The following is a 22,159-nucleotide window of genomic DNA, read 5'->3' as shown; positions in this document are numbered from 1 at the left end:
ACGATGATAAACAAACGCCTTTTAATCAAAAACCTACTAGCTCACCACGATGAGAGCAGTTTTTATGATAAAAAACGAAAGATAGATCTGGGATCCAAAGAAGGAAAGGCAAAATTCTTAAAACACATTTGTGCCCTTAGCAATAGCAACCCCAAGAACAACAGCTTTATCATTGTGGGGGTTGAAGATGAGGGCAACGAGATACGGGGCGTAGATTTTTTTGACGATAGCAAACTGCAAAACCTAATTAATGCGTATTTGACCAATGCCCCCAATATTAGTTACGAGAATGTAATGTTCCCCCATCTACCCGAAGACAAGGTAGTGGGTTTGGTAACCATTAGACCTACCGGCGAGATCACCTCGTTACGGAAGAACATCTGGAAGTATTGGGGAGGCTCTATCTTCTTGCGGGACGGAAGTATTTCCATGCCCAAAGACTTTGATATTGAGATTAAGGATGTGAATTCTGAAATTGTCCAGGCCATCGAGACCAAGGCAAAAAACAATATTGAATTGACACTGGATGGCGTGATGGATTTTATAAACAACCGTCATAGCGAGCTGGAATCACACTATAAGGTATTTAAAGAAATTTTTGTGCTTTGCTGGGCGGGCAACACCAAACAGGTAAAGGGCAAGACCTATTATTCGCGGGTGGATATCGAGCTTATCAACGAACAGGTAAAGTTGTTTTATTCAGCCTTGGACGAAGTGAGTATTGAGTATTCCGAAGATTTTTTCAAGATTACAGAATATGTCCTTTTAGGCCTTAATAACCAATTTCAATACTATCCGCTGGAGGAGGTAAAAATCAATTTTAGGGAGAACGGTTTTTACAATATGGAGAGCCAGCTTATTTTTGAACCGCCGCGTTTCAACAAAAAAACCTTGTACCATATTTTTAATGCGAACAATGCATTATTGAAAAAGCTCCAGAAAAAAATCCCCTTGCACCCTTCCGAAGAAAAGGATATTCAGAATCTTGCTGAAACCTACCTCATCTGCTACCTCAACGATTTTGCCGAAGCAAAAGAAAAATTATACGCTGCGAAGCCGTATTTAAAGAATATAGGTGGGAAAACCTATCAAGCTTTCAAGGAAAGTGTTCGGATTTTAAGGAAGGTGAAGTATAACTAATCCTTAAGCCCAGCGTAACAAACGCGCCAAAAAAATTACTTATCTTTAGAATCCTAATTTTTAAAACTAACCTTATGGGCATCTTCGACAAGATTAAAGAAAAACTGAGCCACGAATTTATAGACATCATCGAGTGGCTGGATTATACGGATGATACGATTTGTCATCGTTTTGAGCGCTACCAGAACGAAATAAAGAACAACGCCAAGCTCATTGTACGCGAAGGGCAAACAGCAGTATTTATAAATGAAGGTCAATTGGCCGACGTATTTACCCCTGGCACCTATACCCTTAACACCAAAAACCTTCCCATCCTTACTACTTTAAAAGGTTGGAAGTACGGTTTTGACAGCCCGTTTAAAGCTGAAGTGTATTTTGTGAACACCCATCTATTCACCGATGAAAAATGGGGCACCAAAAACCCAATTACACTGAACGATGAACGCTTCGGTCTGGTTGAAATTAGAGCCTTTGGAACCTATGCTTTTAAGATTAGCGACCCCGGAAAATTCATCATCGACATTGTGGGGACCGACAATAACTTCACCAATTTCGAAATAAACGAGCACCTAAAGAGCCTTATCGCCACCCGCTTTACCGATACCGTGGGCGAAGCAAATCTCCCCATAGAACTATACGCAGCCAACACCACAGAGCTTTCAGAGACCTGCCAAACGGTTATGGAACCTGAATTTGAGAGCGTTGGAATTTCTTTGGAAAAGTTCTATATCGAAAACGTATCGATGCCAGAGGACCTCAAAAAAGAAATTTTTGAATACAGCCGTATCGACAAGTTGGACCTGGATAAACTTACTAAATTCAAAACCGCCAAGGCCATTGAAGCGGCTGCTACCAACGAAGGTGGAACAGCTGGTGCCGGAATGGGCATGGGGATGGGCTTTGTACTCGCACAACAAATGGGAGGGATGATGAGCCCCCAAATGGGAGGACAGCAACAAGCACAACCACAACAGCAAGCTACAGGTGCTATGCCACCTCCTATGCCAGCAGCTGTACAGTATTTTTATGCTGCCAACGGCCAACAGGCAGGTCCTGTAGGTTTTGAGCAATTACGAGCACTTTTCGCCAACCGGACCATTAACAAGGACACCCTAATATGGAAACAAGGCATGCAAAACTGGACTGCACTCAACCAAGTGGAAGAATTAAAAGCCTTCCTTGGAGGTAACACACCACCGCCATTACCTCAATAACAACATTCCATTTACGGTAACAGGTTGAGCGCAGTCGAAACCTAAATTAATCGTAAAAAAACCTGAAGTTCTGGACTGCGCTCGAACAGACGTTACATGCAATCAACCCCCCAACAAACATCCGAACTCAAAAAAGCCTGCATTAATTGCGGGGCAGAGCTTCGGTATGCACCGGGAACAACCGAATTACAATGTGAGTACTGCAATTACAAGCAAGAGATCCCGCCCGCGCTGGATGATTTTCAGGAGTTAGAACTGAGCAATTACCTGAATCAGCTTGGAGCGCAGTCACATAGTGAGCAAATTACCATGTTACATTGCAAGAACTGTGGTGCCAACCAGCACGTGGAAGAAAATTACAAGTCGTTGCACTGTGTGTATTGTAGCATGCCCTTGGTGGTAGAAGATGCCTACAAAGACGACTGGATCCTGCCAGGAGCGGTACTTCCTTTTCAATTGGATCAACAAAAGGCTCATCAAATTTTCAAGAAATGGGTGGATGGACTTTGGTGGGCTCCCAACAAACTGAAAAAAGCCTCACTGGATCCACAATATACCAAAGGATTGTATGCCCCGTTTTGGACATTCGATGCGCAATTGTATGCTAACTACACAGGCAAGCGAGGCGAATATTACTACGTTACCAAAACCGTGGGAAGTGGTAAAAATAGACGTACCGTACGGGAGCGCCGCACCCGTTGGTATCCCGCTAGCGGTAGTATTTCAGGATTTATAGACGATACGCTCATTAAAGCTTCTAAACAGAAAAAAGGGGTCATCCCAAAAAAAGTAGCGCATTGGGACCTTAGGAAACTGGAGACCTTCCGCAGCGAATTTTTGGCAGGTTTTGTGACCGAAAAATATACTATCCCGTTAAAAGACGGGCATTTGGAAGCCAAAAAAGAAGCCCGAAATATTGCCGATCGTTGGGCCCGTAGAGACATTGGCGGTGACACACAGATAGTTTCGTCCATAGATATGAAACTTTCTAAAGAAACCTTTAAGCATATTTTGCTGCCCGTATATATAAGCGCCTACAGGTTTAAGGGCAAACGCTACAATTTTTTTGTGAATGGTGAATCAGGAAAAATCTCTGGAGAACGACCCTATTCATTTTGGAAGATTTTCTTCGCTGTTATGGGTGTTTTGGCGGTTTTGGGAGTTATAATTTATTTTATGAATAGGAACTGATTAAATATTTTGTACCTTGAGTTACTTCAATCATACATTTATGAGAACCTTTATTCTAACCTTCTTTGTATCCTTATTTAGTTTTTTTCCGGCACTTTCTCAATGCACAATTGATCCTTATATCCAAGACAACTATGAAACCGATGCTTGGACGCTTTTTTTCAGAGAATTTGCGAATGATCCTACCCATCCAGATTACGATACACCTATCCTGAATTCCAATAAAATAGTTCCATATCTAGAAAAACTTTCTGCAGTTTATAATTTAATAGATACCAATATAGTTGCAGATTCTTTATTTAATAAATTCAATATTCATTCAAATCAAGCTTTTGCCAGCAACAATGGATTTGAGAACCACATCGCGTTTGGAGAAATTTACTTTGAAATTTCCGAGGATATTCCTTGGGTATCTGATTTTATAGACACAGGGATTTCAGGTGTGCCGGAATTGGATCAACTTATGGCAGACTATCAATTCACGATTACTAACGTAGGAATTGTAGAGCCTCCTCCATTCTATCTGTTTACTATTAATTCTTCTATCCCATATCTTAATCACTTTGCACTTTTGGATGACTTTGACTCCATCGAAGGAATTTCATTGGTAATGCCTGGTTACGTAAACTCAAATAATTATAATGGTATCTCCTATGAGATAGATGGTGAAGAGGTACAGGCCTCTAACATAGTATCGACAAATGATGGTCTATTGTTTTCTCTTCATACAGGTGATTGCTTTTTTGGTTGTCCAATATCGAAAGGCTGGGAGGTAACTATTTCAGAGGATTGCACTAAAATTTCTATTGAAGAAATGGAAATCCTAGGGATTGAACATGCAACAGAAAATACGCTAAGAATATATCCCAATCCTGCTGAAGAGTATCTTTATATTGAAACTGAAGCCATATCAAATTATGAAATAAACATAATTTCTTTGCAAGGCATTCTATTGAAAAATAGCACGAATTCTACTCAAATAAATATTTCATCCTTACCTACAGGCATATATTTTATCGAATTTATATCTGATGAAGGTATAAGTCAAATTAAAAAATTCTTGAAGAAATAATGAGAACCCTCGTAGTTGGCGATATACACGGCGGTCTGCGCGGGTTGGAACAGGTGCTGGAACGTGTGATCCCCACCACAAACGATACCTTTGTCTTTTTGGGAGATTATGTGGACGGGTGGAGCGAGAATGCCGAGACCGTTCAGTATTTAATCGATTTTGCTGAAACGTATAATTGTATTTTCCTACGTGGCAACCACGACGAACTGCTGTACAATTACTTAAAGGGGAAAGAAAGTGCTCCTATGTGGTTGGACCACGGCGGTAAATCCAGTATTAAGAGTTACGCGAAGCTTTCAGAAGCAGAAATTGAGGTCCACATTCAGTTTTTTGAAGCCCTTGAAAATTTTCATATAGACGCTAAGAACCGATGCTATCTCCACGCAGGTTTTACCAACCAGAAAGGGCCAAAGTATGAATATTTCCCTAACGTTGTCTATTGGGACCGTACGCTTTGGGAAATGGTTTGTGGTTTAGACCCAACCATTTCAGAAGAAGACGATATCTATCCCAAACGGTTGAAGTTGTTCCGTGAAATCTATATTGGCCATACGCCTGTTTTCCGGATTGGAAAGGAGATACCGGCCAACTTCGCCAATGTGTGGAATGTAGATACGGGAGCGGCTTTTAAGGGCAGACTTTCCATCATCGATGCAGACACCAAGCAAGTATGGCAAAGCGATCCTGTATGGCAATTGTACCCAGAAGAAGCTGGGCGTAACGCATAAGAAAACCGCAACCAGAAGATTGCGGCTCTCACTACCAATACATGTAGCCTTTAATTAAAAAGCTACATGCATTTTATCTTAGTTTCCTTGTGTAACAGTAGATGTATTCATGTTTCCAGTTTGAGTTACCGTACTAGTTTGGAAATCTCCAGACTGGTTTACAGTACTCATGTTCAAGTTTCCATCTTGTAATACAGTACTCGTGCTGTTAAAGCTTACATCCTGAGTAACAAAACTTGTGTTGTCATCTCCAAGTTGGGTTACGATAGAGGTGTTGTCATCTCCCGTTTGTGTAGTGAAAGATATATTGCTATCTCCAGTTTGCGTTGTAAAGGAAGCGTTATCATTTCCAGTAGTTCTTGCAAAACCGTCGTTAAAGTCTCCTGTTTGAGTGATTTCAATTTGGTTATCGTCACCAATAATATTAGCTCCGTCTCCAGGAAGGAAGTCGTCACCAGCATTGTTAGAGTTTCCTGTTTGCACAACATCTACATCGTTGTTGTCTCCCAATACGTCTACAAGTGCGCTGTTGTCATCTCCCAGCTGGTTTACCAAACCGTTGTTTGTATCTCCACCAAGCTCCATAACTACATTGTTACGGTCTCCTACTTGGTCTATATCACCAATATTCAAATCACCGTTGATACGTACGATGGAACGGTTATCGTCTCCTAACTGGTATGTATTCTGGTTATTGTCATTACCGCTCTCTCTAATTCTAGATAAGTTTCCGTTTCCTCCAGAATAGGATACAGCAATGTTAGCATCTCCACTTTGGTCCACTTGTGCACTATTGTTGTCTCCTAATTGGTCAACATCAGAGTCGTTCAGCATCCCGTCCTGGTCAACATCTGAAATATTCGTGTTTCCAGTTTGGTCCACATCAGAAAGGTTATCGTCTCCTACCTGGTCCATGTTAGAGATGTTGAAATCTCCTATTTGAGCAACCGTACTTTCGTTGCCGTCTCCTGTTTGTACTACATAAGATTCATTAAATTCCCCTAGGCTCACGTTAGAGTCCCACTGTGTTACGACAGACTTGTTAGCGTTACCGAACTGGGTAACCTCACTTATGTTGTCTCTACCAGTACGTGGCACGTTACCATTACTATCTATTTGTCCTTGGCTCACTCTTGAGGTGTTGTTGTCCCCACCGTCCTGTAAAACAGTACTAGTGTTGCGGTCGTCCACCTGTGCTACCTTAGAGTTGTTGTTTCTTCCAAGAGAGGTAACTGTACTTGTATTGTCATCTCCTCTTTGCTCTACTTCAGAGTTGTTAATAGAACCTGTTTGCGTTACTGTTGAAGTGTTGTTGTTTCCGGTTGAAATCACTTCGCTTTCATTTGATTGGGCAAAAACTGTTGCACCAAAGGTTAGTGCCGCAGCACATAAGATCATCTTTTTCATGTTGAAAAATAATTTAAGGGTTAGAAATAAAATTGTAATTAATTCTCAATGTCGTTGTTTTCGAGGATGCCAACCAAACAAACATTAGAACAGTGGGGGAAAGTCGAGTAATTGCATCTGCATCGCAATCTAACTCACGCCAAAATTATATAAGTCGTTGAAAAATTTTAATGCTCTATTTCACTTTTCGATCAATTGCGGGAACCTTATTGAATAGTACTCTGAGAAACAGTTATTTGCACCGAAGAATTAACAACTCCCTTGATTTTGAGCGAAGAATTAACAGGTTTTAACATTTTGTTAATAGCTTATTTCTTACACAATAGTGGTTACTGAACTTAAAAAAGGAGCATAAACATCTGTTTTTCAGAATAAAAACTTTTGGAACTGGATAAACCCTTTTTGAAGAGCGCATTACGCAATTAAAAAATGTCCAACTCACAAAAATACCATAACCACCTATAAAACAGTACTTTGAAATAAGATTCTGAAAACTTAAGAAATTTGCTTTTAACAAATAATCCGAAAATTTATGAGAAAACACTACCAAAAACTACCTGCCATTGGGTATGCTTTAGAAAAAGAATCTACTTGAAATACTGAACAATAACGTTGTAATGTCCTGAAAATGAAATTTGAGAAGGGATGCAAGATGGCAGCAATGCAGTGAAAATTCAATTGGCCTCTAGTGCAATGGTAACACTCTGGGTAATTACATGGCACATATCCTCGTCCATGGAAACAGTAATGGGACCCGCCATTTTGGTTTCGTAACCCTCTTTGGAAGCAGTCAACGTGTACGTGCCGGGGCGCTCTCCCGCTCCAATATGGGTATCGAACACAAAATCCAAGGTTTCGGTATAGTCCCCGTCCTGTGCTACTACCGTAACGCCATTGGGAATGATTCCTCCCGTTGCAGCATCATGAACCTGAGCGCTAAGACCATAAACGAATTCTTCGGTACAGCTTACGGGTTCTTCGGTTGCCTTATCGTCGTCATTGCTACAGCCCAGAATTAGAATGACAAAAAGTAACGAAACAAGTTTTTTCATATAACTGAAACGCTCAAAAGTTCCATAAAGTACGTATGATTTTTTTTAAGCAAAGAAAAACCTGCAAGGTTACCATTGTTACTACCATGGAAACCTTACAGGTTTAATTTTTAACTGATGGGTATTATCTACAAATCAAACTTAATACCTTGAGCAAGCGGCAATTCATCGCTATAGTTCACTGTATTGGTCTGTCTTCTCATATATACTTTCCAGGCATCGCTTCCAGACTCACGGCCACCACCGGTTTCCTTTTCACCTCCAAAGGCACCACCAATCTCGGCACCGGATGTACCTATATTTACATTGGCAATTCCACAATCGCTCCCTGCAAAGGAAAGGAATCTCTCGGCTTCCTTCATCTCGTTGGTCATAATAGCACTGGAGAGACCTTGTGCTACGCCGTTTTGGATTTCGATGGCGTTTTCTACATCGCCACTGTATTTCATCAAGTATAAAATTGGCGCAAAGGTTTCGTGCTGTACGATTTCGTAGGTATTCTCAGCTTCGATGATGGCAGGCTTTACGTAGCATCCACTTTCGTAGCCCTCACCTTCCAGAACGCCTCCTTCAACCAATACGTTTCCTCCTTCTTCTTTAGCTTTTTCAATAGCGTTCAAATACATATCTACCGCATCTTTGTCGATTAACGGTCCTACGTGGTTCTTCTCGTCCAATGGGTTTCCTATCACGATCTGGTCGTATGCTCCAACGATGGCATCGCGTACTTTATCGTATACACTTTCGTGAATAATCAACCTTCTGGTAGAAGTACAGCGCTGCCCACATGTCCCTACGGCTCCAAACACGGCACCTGGCACTACTACTTTGAGGTCGGCAGTTGGGGTAATGATAATAGCGTTGTTTCCACCCAATTCCAATAGGGATTTTCCGAAACGTTCTGCAACGGTCTTTCCTACAATGCGACCCATACGGGTAGATCCTGTGGCAGAGATCAATGGAATCCTTGTGTCTTTTGTCATCCACTCGCCTACTGTATAATCGCCATTGATGATGCACGAAATACCTTCTGGAAGATCGTTTTCTTTTAAAATTTCAGCAATAATATTTTGGCAGGCTACCGAACACAAAGGTGCTTTTTCGCTCGCTTTCCACACACAAACATCACCACAAACCCAAGCCAGTGCTGTGTTCCAAGACCAAACGGCCACGGGGAAGTTGAATGCTGAAATTATCCCAACAATCCCCAAAGAGTGCCACTGCTCACGCATCACGTGACCTGGCCGCTCACTTGGGATTACCTGTCCGTTCAATTGGCGTGACAGCCCTACGGCAAAATCACAGATATCTATCATTTCCTGAACCTCGCCGTAGCCTTCTTGTAAAGATTTTCCCATCTCGTAGGAAACCAATTTCCCAAGTGGCTCTTTTAACTCGCGCAACTTGTTCCCGAACTGGCGAACAATTTCCCCGCGCTGTGGCGCTGGCATGGCTCTAAAGGTTTTGAAAGCTTCTTGTGCGGTTTTTATAACGGTGTCGTATTCTTCCTTTGTAGTAGTGGTCACTTTACCTATTAATGCTCCATCTACGGGCGAGTAGGAAGCGATTTCCTCTCCGCCAGGATACCAAGTACTTCCCGTTGAAGTACCGTGGTTTACGTCTTTTAATCCTAGTTGTTGTAGTGCTTTGTCCATTCCGTAATCGGTGGCTACTGTTGACATAGTTATTGTTTTTTTATTACTTCCGCCAAGGACGGAATCCATTCGTGTTTTTACTAAATCTTGAGGAATTTTAACTCCTTATTTTTCAGGTGCGAAGGTACGGGTTTTGGAGGTGGGGAAAAAGTATAGTCAAATTTTTAATATGCTTTGATTCAAAATATGAATCTAATTAATGTGTTTTAAACTGAAAAGAATATTACCCCTTCATTTATATCATATTTAGAAAAGTTATACGTTGTAATCTCATTTTGAAACTTTTTAAAACCACTTGCCCCCGTGAAGGTTTCGCTTCAACATTTGCTTTACATTTTTTAGAGACTCACCATCCCCAAATTTTCTTTTATGGTTGGTAGACCCTTTTAAAATATGTGCAATTCTTTTTTGTTTTATTAATAGCTCTGCATCTCTGGTTTCCCAAAAAATTTCCTTATCAAATGCTTTTTCTCTTATGGTTTTTGATTGAAGCAGATACTTACCTATTTTTATTGCATTCATTGAAATTATTTGAATGGGGTCATCTAGTAAGATGTCGACAATTTTAATTTGAGCAGGAATAGAGAGTTCTGAAATATTTTCAGAAATGTGTATTCGGTTTTTATAGTGTCCATTCTTAGAGATAAACTGTAAAACTTTGGTCGATTCTCTTTTGAAGAATTGAACCATGAGCCATTTTGGTACTTTGAAATAAATTTTCCTAAATAAAATCGCAATCATAAATCAATCCCCCACAAACCGCTCATCCACTTCCATAACGTGCCCACAATTATCGCAGGTACGGAGTTCCTTGCTTCCGTAGAAATCCTTAAAATGTTGTAGAAAATCTGTTTCCACATCGTTCAATGGAAAATATACCTCGTGGAGCTTGTTGTTGCAATTATCGCAAAACCAAAGGAGGCCGTCTTTTCCTTCTAAATCCTGGCGTTTGCGCTCTACTACCAATCCTATGGAGCCTGCCTCGCGAACGGGAGAATGGGGCACTTTGGCTGGGTGTAGGTACATATCACCGGGACCCAGTTCCATAGTGCGTTTTTTTCCGTCCTCTTGTATGTGTACTTGTATATTACCCTCCAATTGGTAGAACAACTCTTCGGTCTCGTTGTAGTGGTAATCTTTACGGGCATTGGGACCCCCCACGATCATAACAATGTAATCACCGGATTCTTTATAGAGGTTTTTATTGCCCACGGGTGGTTTAAGCAGTTCTCGATTGTCTTCCACCCATTTATTTAAATTGAAAGGTTTTAAAATAGCCATTGCCGTAATATTATGTGTTTGCATAAAAATACGGCAAAAGCATTAAAACTGAAAGGGGAAACGCAGTTTACTTTTTATAGAACAACTGTGTGAAGTAATACTGTCCTTGTGCATTTTTTACAATACCAAATCCTGAATGGGTGTAATGCCCTTCTATGGTAGCGCGGTGGCCAGAGCTATTTAACCAGGCATTTACCACTTTTTCAGCGGTATCATAGCCATAAGCAACGTTTTCGCCTACGACCACTGCGCCCTGGTCCTTCAATGCGCTGGAACGTACCTCAAAATTATCGTGGCTAATTTCAGATTGGTCTATCATGTATTGTGTATGGTCTACTGCATAGGCCGAGGCATACGTTTGGTCTCGATGGATACGGTTGAGACCCATAGACTCTCGGTGTGTATTTACCAATTTTAGGATTTCGTCTGCCATAGCCCAATCGGTTTCGTTGGCTAGGTTAAGATCGATAGAATAGTTAACTTCTTCGGTTACAACTGCTTCTTCTTTAGAGCAGGAAGCCATGGACAACATAAGTACCATAGCCAGTAGGCTGGTTTTAATAAGTTTCATAATACGGGGGACATCAAATTTGGGGCATGATGCTGATGTAAATATAGAAAAATATTCCTACAAAAATGCATTTGAACGAATTTATAGTGCATTTCATCGATGTTTTTAACATATATCATCTGAAATTCCTACAAGTTCAAACACTCTTAGCCCTTTATATATGCGGAATTTGTGGTATATTTAAAATTCAATATAAAAAATTACACATGAACCGAATTTTAACACTTTTAATCGTGTTTTTTGTTCTTTTTAGCTGTGATAATGTTAAAAAAACTACTTCAGAGGGATCCATTTCAGAGCATAAAACTGAAAAATCCGATACGGAAGAACCTACATTTGGATTGGTAATCCATGGTGGGGCGGGAACTATCCTGAAGAAAAACATGAGCGACTCCCTAGAAAATGCGTACAAGCAAAAACTAGAAGAAGCCATTCGTGTTGGACATGAAATTCTGAAAAACGGAGGTACCGCCATGGAAGCTGTGACCAAAACCATAAACATCATGGAGGATTCTCCCTTATTCAATGCTGGAAAAGGCGCCGTATTTACCCACGAGGAAACCAACGAGCTGGATGCTTCTGTCATGGACGGAGCAACACTCAATGCAGGAGCGGTTACAGGGGTTACCCGTATTAAAAACCCTATAGACTTGGCCCTGGAGGTAATGAACAACTCACCCCATGTGATGCTTGCCGGTGAAGGTGCCGAGATATTTGCCCAAGAAAAGGGGTTCGAATTGGTGGATCCCTACTATTTTTATACTGAAAACAGGTTTCAATCGCTACAACGTGTTAAACAAAAAGAATCGAATTCAATTTCATCTTCATCTTCGAGTACATTTGACCCGTACATAAAAGATTCAAAATTCGGCACGGTTGGTTGTGCCGCTCTGGACAAGAACGGAAATCTCGCCGCTGGGACCTCAACGGGTGGGATGACCAATAAACGCTGGAACCGAATTGGCGATGCTCCCATCATTGGTGCAGGCACCTATGCAAACAATGCTACCTGCGCCGTGTCCTCTACGGGTTGGGGCGAATATTTTATTCGAGCTATGGTAGCACACGATATTTCGGCTATGATGGAGTATAAAGGTGTTTCACTAAAAGAGGCCGCAAAAGAAGTGATACAGGAGAAAGTTCCCAATTTAGGGGGTAACGGAGGTATCGTGGCCATTGACAAGGACGGTAATGTTACTATGGAGTTCAATACCGCGGGAATGTACCGTGCACACATGAATGCTGAGGGCGAGTTGGTAATTGGTATCTATAAGGACTAGCTCAAAAAATAATTAAGTATGTTACAAAGTGCCCTAAATACCTTACGAGAAACCCCTCTTTCGCTCTACCTCATGTATATCTTGGTATATATCCCTTGGGGTTTTGGGATGGACATTTTTGGCACGTGGGCTGAGATTGCCAAATTTAACAATTGGTGGCAGGTTTTTACAACATACGGGCTGTATATGATACCCATCTCAGTACTACTGAAAGACAGACCGTTTTTGGAACAGTACGCCTACGGACTTATCGCTATGGGGCTGCTGGAATTTGGTGGTTATTATTTTGAAACCTCTTACGCCTACCCTAATAACAGTATTGAAGAAACCTTTGGCACACGCAACTTCGCCTTGGGAATGGCTTTATTCTTTGCGCTCTATTTCCCAATTGGGAATTTGGTAGTGGGGAAGTTGCACTCCATCTTTTTCAAAAAGAGGACATAGGTCATTTCGAATCGTCATCAACCTTCTCGGCGGGAATTATATCATGCTATAAAATCGTCAGGCCTTCATTTACCTATTCGCTACCCACTTTCACGTTAAATAATTCACAAAACAAACTCACGAGGTACTATCCGCCCAAAATTGTACGTTACCCATACAAATACCTCCCTCCTCCATACTATTGAGTTACCCTTGCCGTGCAAAATTTCTGCTGAAATTTCCTTCGGGCACGCCCACTATTTATTGTAATTTTAACTCTCTAAAACCATCACCATGAACACATTGCTTCGTCTTCTTGCCTGTGTTGCCCTGCTATCCCTAGCCTCTTGTGGCGACAAAACCGAAACTTCACCAACCGACAATCTCTTTAAATTTAAAGACTACATCAGTAACCATACCTATGGGAACCAAAGTATAGGCTCGCCAATTCGCATAAACCTAACCAAGCCCTTGGACCAGTTTGAAATCACACAGGAAATCCCTTCAGAATATATAAAGATCTCACCAAAAACCGAAGGAACCCTCTTGGTTGAAAACAACAGCTCACTCCTCTTTCAGCCCAAAGAAAACTTACGGCCAAAAACCGAATACACCGTAACAGTGCAGCTTCACAAATTATACGAAGATATTGACAAAGAGTATAAAAACTACACATTCAGCTTTAAGACCATCACACCCAACTTCAGTATCAATCTAGAAAATTTGCAATCGTACAGCAAGAAATGGCAATACGTAAATGGAACCTTGGAAGCAGCAGATATTCTGAAACTGGAAGAGGCCAAAAAGTTGATTTCAGCACAACAAGACAACAAGGACCTAACCATAACCTGGGTTGGCGATACGGAGCAAGCAAAGTACTTCAACTTCACCATAGATAGTATTTCTCGAAAGGTGGAAGACTCTGAAATAAACATCGCTTGGGACGGCAAACCCATAGGTGCGGAGAGCAAGGGTAGCAATACCTTTGCCATCCCGGGACAGAACAACTTCACAGTGGTGGACCTCGATGCCAGCCACGCCCCACAAGCTTCACTGGCCATCAACTTTTCAGATCCGCTGAAAGAAAATCAGGATTTTGCGGGCTTGGTAACCATTGAAAATGCTACAGACCTTCGGTTCGAGGTAGATGGAAACGTGTTGTATGTGTATCCCAACAACCGTATCGTGGGCGACGTACGGGTCACCGTTTTTAACGGTATTAAAAATACCGAAAATTTCGGCTTAAAGAAAGAATTCGGTGAGCTGGTATCGTTCGAAGCGTTGAAGCCTGCCGTTCGCCTACTGTCAAAAGGGGCAATCCTGCCCAATGCCCAGAGCACCCCCATTTATTTTGAGGCCGTAAACCTAAACCAAGTAGACGTGCGTGTAATCCAGATTTTTGAGGACAATATGCTGCAATTTTTACAGCAATCCAATCTGGACAACGCAAACAGTTACAATATAAAAACCGTGGGGCGCAGGGTGGCAAAAAAAACCATTACATTGGAAAATGGTGTGGGTGAAGAGGGCATGTGGAAAGCGTATGCCGTAAATCTTTCCGACTTTTTTGAAGCACAGCCTGGCTCGTTGTACCAAGTGGAGTTCGGTTTCACCAAAGACTATATTACCTACGATTGCAACGGGCAAGACACACAACTTACCGAAGCCGACCAATATTACAGCAACAATCAAGAAACCTCAAATCTTGCCGAAGAAGAACGCGAGGAGCTATACTGGGATAACGAGATCTATCGCTGGAGAAACTATACCTATAATTGGGAACAACGCGACAATCCTTGCCATCCCGCATATTATCACGGCGACCGTATCGTGACAACCAATGTACTGGGTAGCGATTTGGGGATCATCGTAAAAAAAGGGAATAACCGTAGCTACCATTTTGCTACTACCAACTTATTGACCGCCAAACCCGAAAGTGGTGTGAAAATAGACCTGTTCAACTACCAACAGCAACTTATTGAAACCGTGACCACGGAAAGCAATGGACTTGTAATTTACGACAGCGAAAAAACCATCGCTTTCGCCGTAGCGAGAAAAGGAAAAAACTACGCCTACGCCAAGCTGGCCGATGGAAACGCCCTGAGCCTAAGTAAATTTGATGTGTCTGGAAAACAACTACAAAAGGGGCTTAAGGGATTTCTATATACCGAACGTGGTGTACACCGCCCTGGCGACAGCATTCACCTTACTTTTGTGTTCAACGACAAAGCAAACCCCCTGCCCAAAAACCATCCCGTAAAATTAGAAGTAACCGACGCAAGAGGAAAACTGGTTCAAAGAACCGTTATAAATGGTTCCAATTCCCCTGTTGTAAGGGGTGTAAGCAGAGTGTCGGGCATAGGTCTGGACAATTTTTACTACTTCCCCATAAAAACCGAACCCACCGCCCCAACCGGAAACTGGAACGCCAATATAAGCGTGGGAGGCGTAAAATTCAGTAAGACCTTAAAGGTCGCCACTGTAAAGCCCAACCGACTCAAAATAAAACTTGATTTTAAGGATGAAATTTTAGACGCCAGCAACCCCGTGAAGGGAAATGTGGAAGGATTGTGGCTTCACGGCGCTCCCGCAAGAAATCTTAAGGTTGAAATGGATGCTACCCTACGAAGTACATCCACAGCTTTTAATAATTTTAAAAACTATCAATTTAACGATCCTGTTCGGCGGTTTGATGAAGTTGAAATTCCATTGCTTTCCAAAAATCTCTCTGCGGAAGGAACTACTTCTTTTTCAAAGAAATTTGATATTTCAAACAAAGCCCCTGGTATGCTACAAGCCACATTCTTAACCAAGATTTATGAAGGGGGTGGTGATTTTTCCATAGACGTTTTCAGTAAAAAATTGGCGCCCTATTCCCACTTTGTGGGCTTACAGTCGCCAGAGCCACATCGCTATGGTTCGTATTATACAGACCAAAAAACTACGTTCGATGTTGTCTCGGTAAATGCACAAGGAAAAGCCAGTGGCAATAGAGAATTGGACATAAAAATCTTTAAAATTGAATGGCGCTGGTGGTGGAACCGCGGTCATGATAACCTATCCCGTTATGAGGATGCCAGTGTGTATCGCCCCTACAAGGAAATGAGTGTAACCACGGGAAGTAACGGAAAAGGAAATTTCAGCATTGATATTCCTGAAGATGAAGGTGGCCGTTTTTTAATACGCGTGATCGATAAGCAGTCCGGTCACAGCACGGGAAGGGTCACATATTTTTACCGAAACTGGTGGAAACGCCCTACCGATGGAGGTGCCGAAAGTTCAAAAATGTTGGTTTTTTCAGCTAATAAAGACAACTATACTGTGGGCGAAGAAGCCATGCTCACCTTTCCTTCAGGTAGTGAAGGACGTGCCTTGGTAAGTATTGAAAACGGCACTGAAGTTCTCTCCACACAATGGATTGATACCCAAAAGGGCGAAACCCAGGTGAAAGTAAATATCACCAAGGAAATGGCACCGAATGTATATGCCAATATTTCGCTATTGCAACCCCATAAAAACACTAAGAACGACCTTCCCATTAGGTTGTACGGTGTGATCCCTATTGTAGTGGAAGACCCCAACACGGTTCTGGAACCAACATTAAAAATGCCCGATGTGTTGAAACCTGAAGAGACTTTCAATATTCAAGTTTCAGAAAAAAATAACCGAGAAATGACCTATACCGTGGCGGTGGTAGATGAAGGTTTGCTGGACTTGACCCGTTACGTCACCCCAAAAATCCACGAAGCGTTTTACAGCCGTGAAGCCTTAGGGGTAAAGACGTTCGATATGTACGATTATGTAATTGGCGCCTATTCGGGAAGCGTGAACAACATTTATGAAATAGGTGGTGGTGATGCCGCAGCTGGTGCCAAAAACCGAAAGGCGGACCGCTTTAAACCTGTGGTAAAATATTTGGGCCCTTTCAGCTTACAGAAAGGAGAAACCGCGACACACCAAATCACTATGCCCAACTATGTAGGCTCGGTAAGAACAATGGTGGTAGCTGGTAATAACGACAAGAGCGCCTACGGAAAAACGGATCAAACCACCCCCGTTCGCAAACCGCTGATGGTGTTGGCTTCGGTACCACGAGTACTCAGTCCCGGCGAGAGAGTAACGATTCCCGTAACCGTGTTCGCAATGGAAAAAAAGGTGAAAAAAGCTTCCATACAGATGAAAGTCAGTGATGCTTTAAAACCCTTAAACGGAACCTCCAAAACCGTATCCTTTCCAGAAATTGGAGAACAAATTGTGAATTTTGAATTTGAAGTTTTACCTGCCAATACCTTTCAAACTATTGAAGTTTCAGCTTCTGGGAATGGGGAAACGGCGAGTTATCAATTGGAAGTGGATGTAGAAAATCCCAATCCCATAACCCAAAAAACCACGCAGTACACACTTTCAGAAAGCGCTAATAAAAATATCACTTTTAAAACGTTCGGGGTGTCTGGAACCAATGATGCTACCTTGGAGTTTTCCTCCTTGCCTCCAATGGATTTCAGCAAACGTATGGAATACCTCATCCGCTACCCGCATGGCTGCGTGGAGCAAACTACCTCTGCGGCGTTCCCACAATTGTATTTGGCCGATGTGTTCGATATCACTTTCGATAAAAAGAAGAATATAGAGAACAATGTGAATGCTGCCATCAAGAAATTAGGACGCTACCAGATTGCCAATGGTGGAATGGCCTACTGGCCGGCAGAGCGACAAGCAGACGATTGGAGCACCAATTATGTGGGGCATTTTATGTTGGAGGCTAAAGCAAAGGGCTATGCACTGCCCATCACATTTATGAGTAATTGGCTGCGCTATCAAAAAAATGCAGCACGACAATGGCGCAACAATGATACTCGCTACAATTCCAGCTTAACCCAGGCCTACCGTTTGTACACCTTGGCGCTCGCAGGACAACCAGAATTGGCCGCTATGAATCGCCTACGGGAATCCCAACATTTGAGTAACGATGCCAAATGGCGCTTGGCTGCAGCCTATGCCTTGGCAGGGAAGAAAAATGTGGCCGAACAGATAACCGCAACAGCCAACATTAACTTTGTGCCGCAGCGATACGACTATTACACCTACGGCTCTCCCTTTAGAAATAAAGCAATGGCACTGGAGACCATGGTGGCCACGGGCAATCCACAACAACGACAGATGGCTGTTTCGGTGGCCAAGGAACTGTCTTCGCAACGTTGGTTCAGCACACAGGAAACCAGTTATGCCTTACTCGCTATGGCAAAAATGCTTGAAAAAAACGGCGGCAAGGCACTTGAAGTAGCTTACACCAACAACGGCACAACCAAAACCGTAAAAACCGATAGAGCGATCGTACTACGAGAACTAGGTGTTAAAATGGGCAGTAACACAGTTACAGTAACCAACAAAAAGGGAAATGTAGTATATGTAACCCTTGCCCAAAAAGGGAAACTACCGTTGGGTAACGAACTGGCCGAACGTAAAAATTTGGCCGTGAAAGCTTCCTATCTGGATGGTGAAGGGAAGCCGCTAGATATAAAAACCCTTCGGCAAGGAACTGAAATCAATGCCGTCGTGGCCATCACCAACACATCCAACGATTATATTGATAATCTAGCACTCACCAAAATATTCCCAAGTGGTTGGGAAATCGTGAATACCAGTTTTACTGATTTGGGCGGCGGTACTTCCGGAGCCGCAAGGTATAAGGATATTCGTGACGATAGGGTAAATTTTTATTTCGAACTAAACGCTGGAAAGACCAAAACGTTTACGGTACAATTGAACGCTTCATACTTGGGTACCTACTATTTGCCAGGAACACAAGTAGAAGCTATGTACGACAATAATTATTATGCGAGAAACCAAGGGATGTGGGTAGAGGTGAGGCAGTAGGGAGACCTCGAACATAATTCAAAAAATTTATACCCTACGGTAATACATATGAACAAAAAATTCATCCATACCATCAAAAAACACAAAATCAAGCTCAGTTTGTGCTTGGCGGGGGTGGTATGTTGGTTGTTTTGTTTGCCAAAACCTTTATTTCAAAACCCTACCTCAACCGTGGTGGAAAGCAGGGAAGGTGTGTTGATGGGCGCCCGCATTGCTGAAGACGGTCAATGGCGATTCCCAGCATTGGACTCGGTTCCTTACAGATTTGAGCAGTCCATCCTTCATTTTGAAGACGAATATTTCTACCAGCATCCTGGATTCAACCCTGTATCCATTTCAAAAGCACTGTGGGGAAACCTCACGACCAGTACACGACGAGGCGGAAGCACACTCACCCAACAAGTAATCCGGTTATCCCGAAAGAACAAGCAACGCAATTATGCCGAAAAAGCTATCGAACTTGTCCAAGCCACCCGATTGGAAGTAGGATATTCCAAAAAAGAAATCCTGAACCTCTATGCTACCCACGCTCCCTTTGGGGGTAACGTGGTAGGGTTGGAAACAGCCGCATGGCGCTATTTTGGTATTCCTGCCAGTGAGTTGAGCTGGGGGCAATCTGCTGCCCTCGCGGTATTGCCCAATGCTCCTTCACTAATTTTCCCAGGAAAAAATGAAGCCATTCTGAAAACAAAGCGCAACAGATTATTGCTGAAACTATTTCAGAAAAATATTATAGACAAGACCACTTATGAATTGGCTTTGGAGGAGGCCCTTCCCGGAAAACCTTATCCCCTGCCTGAAACAGCACTTCATTTAACGGAGAAGATAAGAAAAGAGCATTTCGGAAAACGAATACAAACTACAGTGGATCTCAACCTACAGCGAACATTGAACCGCATTGCTAAAGAACATCATTTTAAGCTGCAGCAAAACGAAATCCATAACCTCGCTGTGCTTGTACTGGATGTGGAAACCCGTGAGATACTCGCCTATATTGGTAATGCTCCCACCACAGTTGAAAACAATAAATTTGTGGATGTTATTGAAAAACCCCGAAGCACGGGCAGCATCCTGAAACCATTTTTATACACCGCGCTTTTGGATAGTGGCGAACTACTACCCAATACCTTGGTGGCCGATGTCCCAACCGTTATAAACGGTTATGTACCCGAAAATTTCAATAAGGAATTCAATGGTGTGGTACCAGCGAGCATTGCACTCTCCCGTTCGCTGAACATTCCCGCAGTACGCATGCTACGCTCCTATGGACTGGAACGCTTCCACAGGAAATTGGACGAACTGCAACTCCACGGTATAAACCGCGACCCCAATCACTATGGGCTTTCGTTGATTTTGGGAGGTGGGGAGAGCTCTTTATGGGAAGTCACCAATGCGTATGCAGGAATGGCCTCCACGCTCAATTTTTTCAATAAGACTTCTAGCGAATATCGTGCAACAGATTATAAACAACCTACTTATATTTTTGCGGAAGAAAAACCTTCAAAAAAACTGGCAAACCCAACAGTCTTTGATGCAGGCGCTATTTACAAAACCTTTGAAGCGTTGCAGCAGATAAACAGACCCCTGGGAGAAGAAAACTGGAGCTTTTTTAGCAATTCGCAACCCATAGCCTGGAAAACGGGAACCAGTTTTGGCTTTAAGGATGCTTGGGCCGTTGGAGTAACCAAAAAATACGCTATTGGCGTATGGGTGGGCAATGCCGATGGTGAGGGACGCCCAGGCCTTACAGGGCTCCAGGCAGCTGCCCCAGTATTGTTCGATGTGCTGGATGTTCTCCCCAAAAGTGAATGGTTTGCTACTCCTTTTGATGAACTTACTGAAGTTTCAGTTTGTTCAAAAAGTGGTCATTTGGCTGGGGTGTTTTGTGGTAAAACGGTTTCAGAATATATCCCGAAAAACGGTGTGCGAACTGAGCCTTGTCCATATCATCAACAAGTATTTTTATCTAAAAGTGAACAGTATAGGGTTAATTCCTCTTGTTATGAGCTGGCCGAAATGAAACAAAAATCATGGTTTTCCCTTCCCCCCATGTTGGAATATTACTATGCGCCATTGCACCCTGAGTACAAGGTACTCCCGCCTTTTAGAAATGGTTGTTTGAAAGAAGGAGAACAATTGCTGGAGTTTATATTTCCGAAGAAGAACGAAACTATCCTCCTCGCCAAAAATTTTGAGGAGCAGACCCAAGACGTAATCTTTAAGATTGCCCACAGAAACCCGGACACCACTGTGTATTGGTATCTAGATGGAAGCTTTATAACCACAACTGAAACATTCCACGAAATTTCGTTGCAACCGCTTCCCGGCGCATACACCCTTACGGCTATTGACCAAGACGGGAATGAGATACAAGAACGGTTTATGGTGGAGAGGGCATCGAGCTAAAACCCCCGCTCCTTCTGTAATTGTTCGTACGCCTCTTGTACCTTTTGGAATTTTTCCTGTGCCCCTTTTTGATAGGCCTCATCCATGTGCTGTAGCTTGTCTGGGTGGTATTTCTTGGCCATGGTACGATAGGCTTTTTTAATCTCGGTGTCAGTAGCAGTGCGGTCTATTTCTAGAATTTTATACGCACTGTCCGGATTTTTGAAGAACATAGCCTTGATACTTTCAAAATCGCGTGAATGGATGGCCATATATCGTGCTATGTTGTTGATCTCGTTTACCTCCGCCTGGGTCACATGGCCATCTGCATTGGCAATACTGAAGAGGAAATGTAAAATTTGCAATCGGGACTCGTACCTTGTGCGGCTTCGAAGCAATGCACAGATTTTTGCAGCTGAAATCTCCCTGTTCTTGATAACCTCATTGAACACCTTAAAAGTGGCATTGGCACGTTCTTTCCCATAGGCCTGCACAAAATATTGGCGTACGTAGTCCAACTCGGCCTGGTTTACACGACCGTCTGCTTTAATAACCAAGGAAGCAAGGGAGAGAAGGTTGAGCTCAAAATCGGCTGGGGAAACGTCTTCACTTCGCTGCTGCTGGAACACCTGTTGGAATCCACCACGGGATTTTGACTTGGAGCCCATAAAATTATCCAATAAACTACCTATTAAAAAACCGATAATGGCTCCCGGAAATCTATAAAATGTGTAGCCCAAAACGGCCAACAACCAACGAATCATCTACTCTTTTCTTTTCTGAATTACAAGAAATGCAAATATAGGTAAAGTATGGGGCCCGTTTGTTACAAAAGTTTCAAATTGACAAGTCCCGATGTAGCCCCTTTATCCGAAGCAAATTG

At 42.6% G+C, this 22,159-nt stretch carries 16 protein-coding genes; 9 read left to right on the top strand and 7 right to left on the bottom strand.

Annotated features, from left to right (window positions below; all coding sequences use genetic code 11):
- The first annotated feature begins 3 nt into the window (after positions 1 to 3).
- The 5 genes from C8D94_RS02460 (at position 4) to C8D94_RS02440 (ending at position 5,345) form a co-directional block, all read left to right on the top strand.
- Positions 4 to 1,140 (top strand): ATP-binding protein, encoded by a 1,137-nt coding sequence (locus C8D94_RS02460; RefSeq protein WP_115122311.1) that lies wholly within the window; start codon positions 4 to 6, stop codon positions 1,138 to 1,140.
- Positions 1,141 to 1,214: 74 nt separating this feature from the next.
- Complete coding sequence (locus C8D94_RS02455; protein WP_115122310.1) at positions 1,215 to 2,354, top strand: SPFH domain-containing protein; 1,140 nt, start codon at positions 1,215 to 1,217, stop codon at positions 2,352 to 2,354.
- 96 nt (positions 2,355 to 2,450) lie between these two features.
- A complete protein-coding gene (locus C8D94_RS02450) occupies positions 2,451 to 3,545 on the top strand; it encodes a DNA helicase PriA (RefSeq protein ID WP_115122309.1) in 1,095 nt (364 codons plus the stop codon).
- A gap of 40 nt (positions 3,546 to 3,585) precedes the next feature.
- A complete protein-coding gene (locus C8D94_RS02445; protein ID WP_115122308.1) occupies positions 3,586 to 4,617 on the top strand; it encodes a T9SS type A sorting domain-containing protein in 1,032 nt (343 codons plus the stop codon).
- Positions 4,617 to 5,345: a metallophosphoesterase family protein gene (locus tag C8D94_RS02440; RefSeq protein ID WP_115122307.1), complete on the top strand. Its 729-nt coding sequence runs from the start codon at positions 4,617 to 4,619 to the stop codon at positions 5,343 to 5,345. The genes C8D94_RS02445 and C8D94_RS02440 overlap by 1 nt, the downstream gene beginning before the upstream one ends.
- A gap of 78 nt (positions 5,346 to 5,423) precedes the next feature.
- On the opposite strand, the gene C8D94_RS02435 is transcribed toward C8D94_RS02440, so the two are convergent.
- The 6 genes from C8D94_RS02435 to C8D94_RS02410 form a co-directional block, all read right to left on the bottom strand.
- On the bottom strand, positions 5,424 to 6,752 hold the full coding sequence (locus C8D94_RS02435) for a hypothetical protein (RefSeq protein ID WP_115122306.1): 1,329 nt from the start codon (positions 6,750 to 6,752) through the stop codon (positions 5,424 to 5,426).
- A 674-nt stretch (positions 6,753 to 7,426) separates the two neighbouring features.
- Positions 7,427 to 7,804, bottom strand: coding sequence for a carboxypeptidase-like regulatory domain-containing protein (locus C8D94_RS02430; RefSeq protein WP_115122305.1), 378 nt, complete (start codon positions 7,802 to 7,804; stop codon positions 7,427 to 7,429).
- 128 nt (positions 7,805 to 7,932) lie between these two features.
- A complete protein-coding gene (gene amaB, locus C8D94_RS02425) occupies positions 7,933 to 9,486 on the bottom strand; it encodes an L-piperidine-6-carboxylate dehydrogenase (protein WP_115122999.1) in 1,554 nt (517 codons plus the stop codon).
- A gap of 258 nt (positions 9,487 to 9,744) precedes the next feature.
- On the bottom strand, positions 9,745 to 10,200 hold the full coding sequence (locus C8D94_RS02420; RefSeq protein WP_115122304.1) for a hypothetical protein: 456 nt from the start codon (positions 10,198 to 10,200) through the stop codon (positions 9,745 to 9,747).
- Between the two features lie 3 nt (positions 10,201 to 10,203).
- The gene (locus C8D94_RS02415; RefSeq protein ID WP_115122998.1) at positions 10,204 to 10,740 is read right to left on the bottom strand and encodes a 3-hydroxyanthranilate 3,4-dioxygenase; all 537 of its coding nucleotides are present in this window, start codon (positions 10,738 to 10,740) and stop codon (positions 10,204 to 10,206) included.
- 67 nt (positions 10,741 to 10,807) lie between these two features.
- On the bottom strand, positions 10,808 to 11,311 hold the full coding sequence (locus tag C8D94_RS02410) for a CAP domain-containing protein (RefSeq protein ID WP_115122303.1): 504 nt from the start codon (positions 11,309 to 11,311) through the stop codon (positions 10,808 to 10,810).
- A 206-nt stretch (positions 11,312 to 11,517) separates the two neighbouring features.
- Here C8D94_RS02410 and C8D94_RS02405 point away from each other — a divergent pair, with 206 nt between their 5' ends.
- The 4 genes from C8D94_RS02405 (at position 11,518) to pbpC (ending at position 21,297) form a co-directional block, all read left to right on the top strand.
- Positions 11,518 to 12,591, top strand: coding sequence for an isoaspartyl peptidase/L-asparaginase family protein (locus C8D94_RS02405; protein WP_115122302.1), 1,074 nt, complete (start codon positions 11,518 to 11,520; stop codon positions 12,589 to 12,591).
- Between the two features lie 18 nt (positions 12,592 to 12,609).
- Positions 12,610 to 13,035: a hypothetical protein gene (locus tag C8D94_RS02400; RefSeq protein ID WP_147278481.1), complete on the top strand. Its 426-nt coding sequence runs from the start codon at positions 12,610 to 12,612 to the stop codon at positions 13,033 to 13,035.
- 273 nt (positions 13,036 to 13,308) lie between these two features.
- On the top strand, positions 13,309 to 18,891 hold the full coding sequence (locus tag C8D94_RS02395; protein ID WP_115122300.1) for an alpha-2-macroglobulin family protein: 5,583 nt from the start codon (positions 13,309 to 13,311) through the stop codon (positions 18,889 to 18,891).
- Between the two features lie 48 nt (positions 18,892 to 18,939).
- Positions 18,940 to 21,297 (top strand): penicillin-binding protein 1C, encoded by a 2,358-nt coding sequence (pbpC, locus tag C8D94_RS02390; RefSeq protein WP_115122299.1) that lies wholly within the window; start codon positions 18,940 to 18,942, stop codon positions 21,295 to 21,297.
- On the opposite strand, the gene C8D94_RS02385 is transcribed toward pbpC, so the two are convergent.
- Entirely contained in the window at positions 21,294 to 22,040 is a 747-nt protein-coding gene (locus tag C8D94_RS02385; RefSeq protein ID WP_115122298.1) for a TerB family tellurite resistance protein, read from the bottom strand. The genes pbpC and C8D94_RS02385 overlap by 4 nt on opposite strands.
- Positions 22,041 to 22,159 lie beyond the last annotated feature (119 nt).

The organism is Marinirhabdus gelatinilytica (assembly GCF_003353425.1).
GTDB lineage: Bacteria > Bacteroidota > Bacteroidia > Flavobacteriales > Flavobacteriaceae > Marinirhabdus > Marinirhabdus gelatinilytica.
Note: the sequence above shows the minus strand (reverse complement) of the source record. Positions and strands in the feature narration are given on the sequence as shown.

What these genes read in the sequence shown, in the direction of transcription:
- C8D94_RS02460 (WP_115122311.1), top strand. Translation starts at nt 4, where the DNA reads ATGATAAACAAACGCCTTTTAATCAAAAACCTACTAGCTCACCACGAT.
- C8D94_RS02455 (WP_115122310.1), top strand. Translation starts at nt 1,215, where the DNA reads ATGGGCATCTTCGACAAGATTAAAGAAAAACTGAGCCACGAATTTATA.
- C8D94_RS02450 (WP_115122309.1), top strand. Translation starts at nt 2,451, where the DNA reads ATGCAATCAACCCCCCAACAAACATCCGAACTCAAAAAAGCCTGCATT.
- C8D94_RS02445 (WP_115122308.1), top strand. Translation starts at nt 3,586, where the DNA reads ATGAGAACCTTTATTCTAACCTTCTTTGTATCCTTATTTAGTTTTTTT.
- C8D94_RS02440 (WP_115122307.1), top strand. Translation starts at nt 4,617, where the DNA reads ATGAGAACCCTCGTAGTTGGCGATATACACGGCGGTCTGCGCGGGTTG.
- C8D94_RS02435 (WP_115122306.1), bottom strand. Translation starts at nt 6,752, where the DNA reads ATGAAAAAGATGATCTTATGTGCTGCGGCACTAACCTTTGGTGCAACA.
- C8D94_RS02430 (WP_115122305.1), bottom strand. Translation starts at nt 7,804, where the DNA reads ATGAAAAAACTTGTTTCGTTACTTTTTGTCATTCTAATTCTGGGCTGT.
- amaB (WP_115122999.1), bottom strand. Translation starts at nt 9,486, where the DNA reads ATGTCAACAGTAGCCACCGATTACGGAATGGACAAAGCACTACAACAA.
- C8D94_RS02420 (WP_115122304.1), bottom strand. Translation starts at nt 10,200, where the DNA reads ATGATTGCGATTTTATTTAGGAAAATTTATTTCAAAGTACCAAAATGG.
- C8D94_RS02415 (WP_115122998.1), bottom strand. Translation starts at nt 10,740, where the DNA reads ATGGCTATTTTAAAACCTTTCAATTTAAATAAATGGGTGGAAGACAAT.
- C8D94_RS02410 (WP_115122303.1), bottom strand. Translation starts at nt 11,311, where the DNA reads ATGAAACTTATTAAAACCAGCCTACTGGCTATGGTACTTATGTTGTCC.
- C8D94_RS02405 (WP_115122302.1), top strand. Translation starts at nt 11,518, where the DNA reads ATGAACCGAATTTTAACACTTTTAATCGTGTTTTTTGTTCTTTTTAGC.
- C8D94_RS02400 (WP_147278481.1), top strand. Translation starts at nt 12,610, where the DNA reads ATGTTACAAAGTGCCCTAAATACCTTACGAGAAACCCCTCTTTCGCTC.
- C8D94_RS02395 (WP_115122300.1), top strand. Translation starts at nt 13,309, where the DNA reads ATGAACACATTGCTTCGTCTTCTTGCCTGTGTTGCCCTGCTATCCCTA.
- pbpC (WP_115122299.1), top strand. Translation starts at nt 18,940, where the DNA reads ATGAACAAAAAATTCATCCATACCATCAAAAAACACAAAATCAAGCTC.
- C8D94_RS02385 (WP_115122298.1), bottom strand. Translation starts at nt 22,040, where the DNA reads ATGATTCGTTGGTTGTTGGCCGTTTTGGGCTACACATTTTATAGATTT.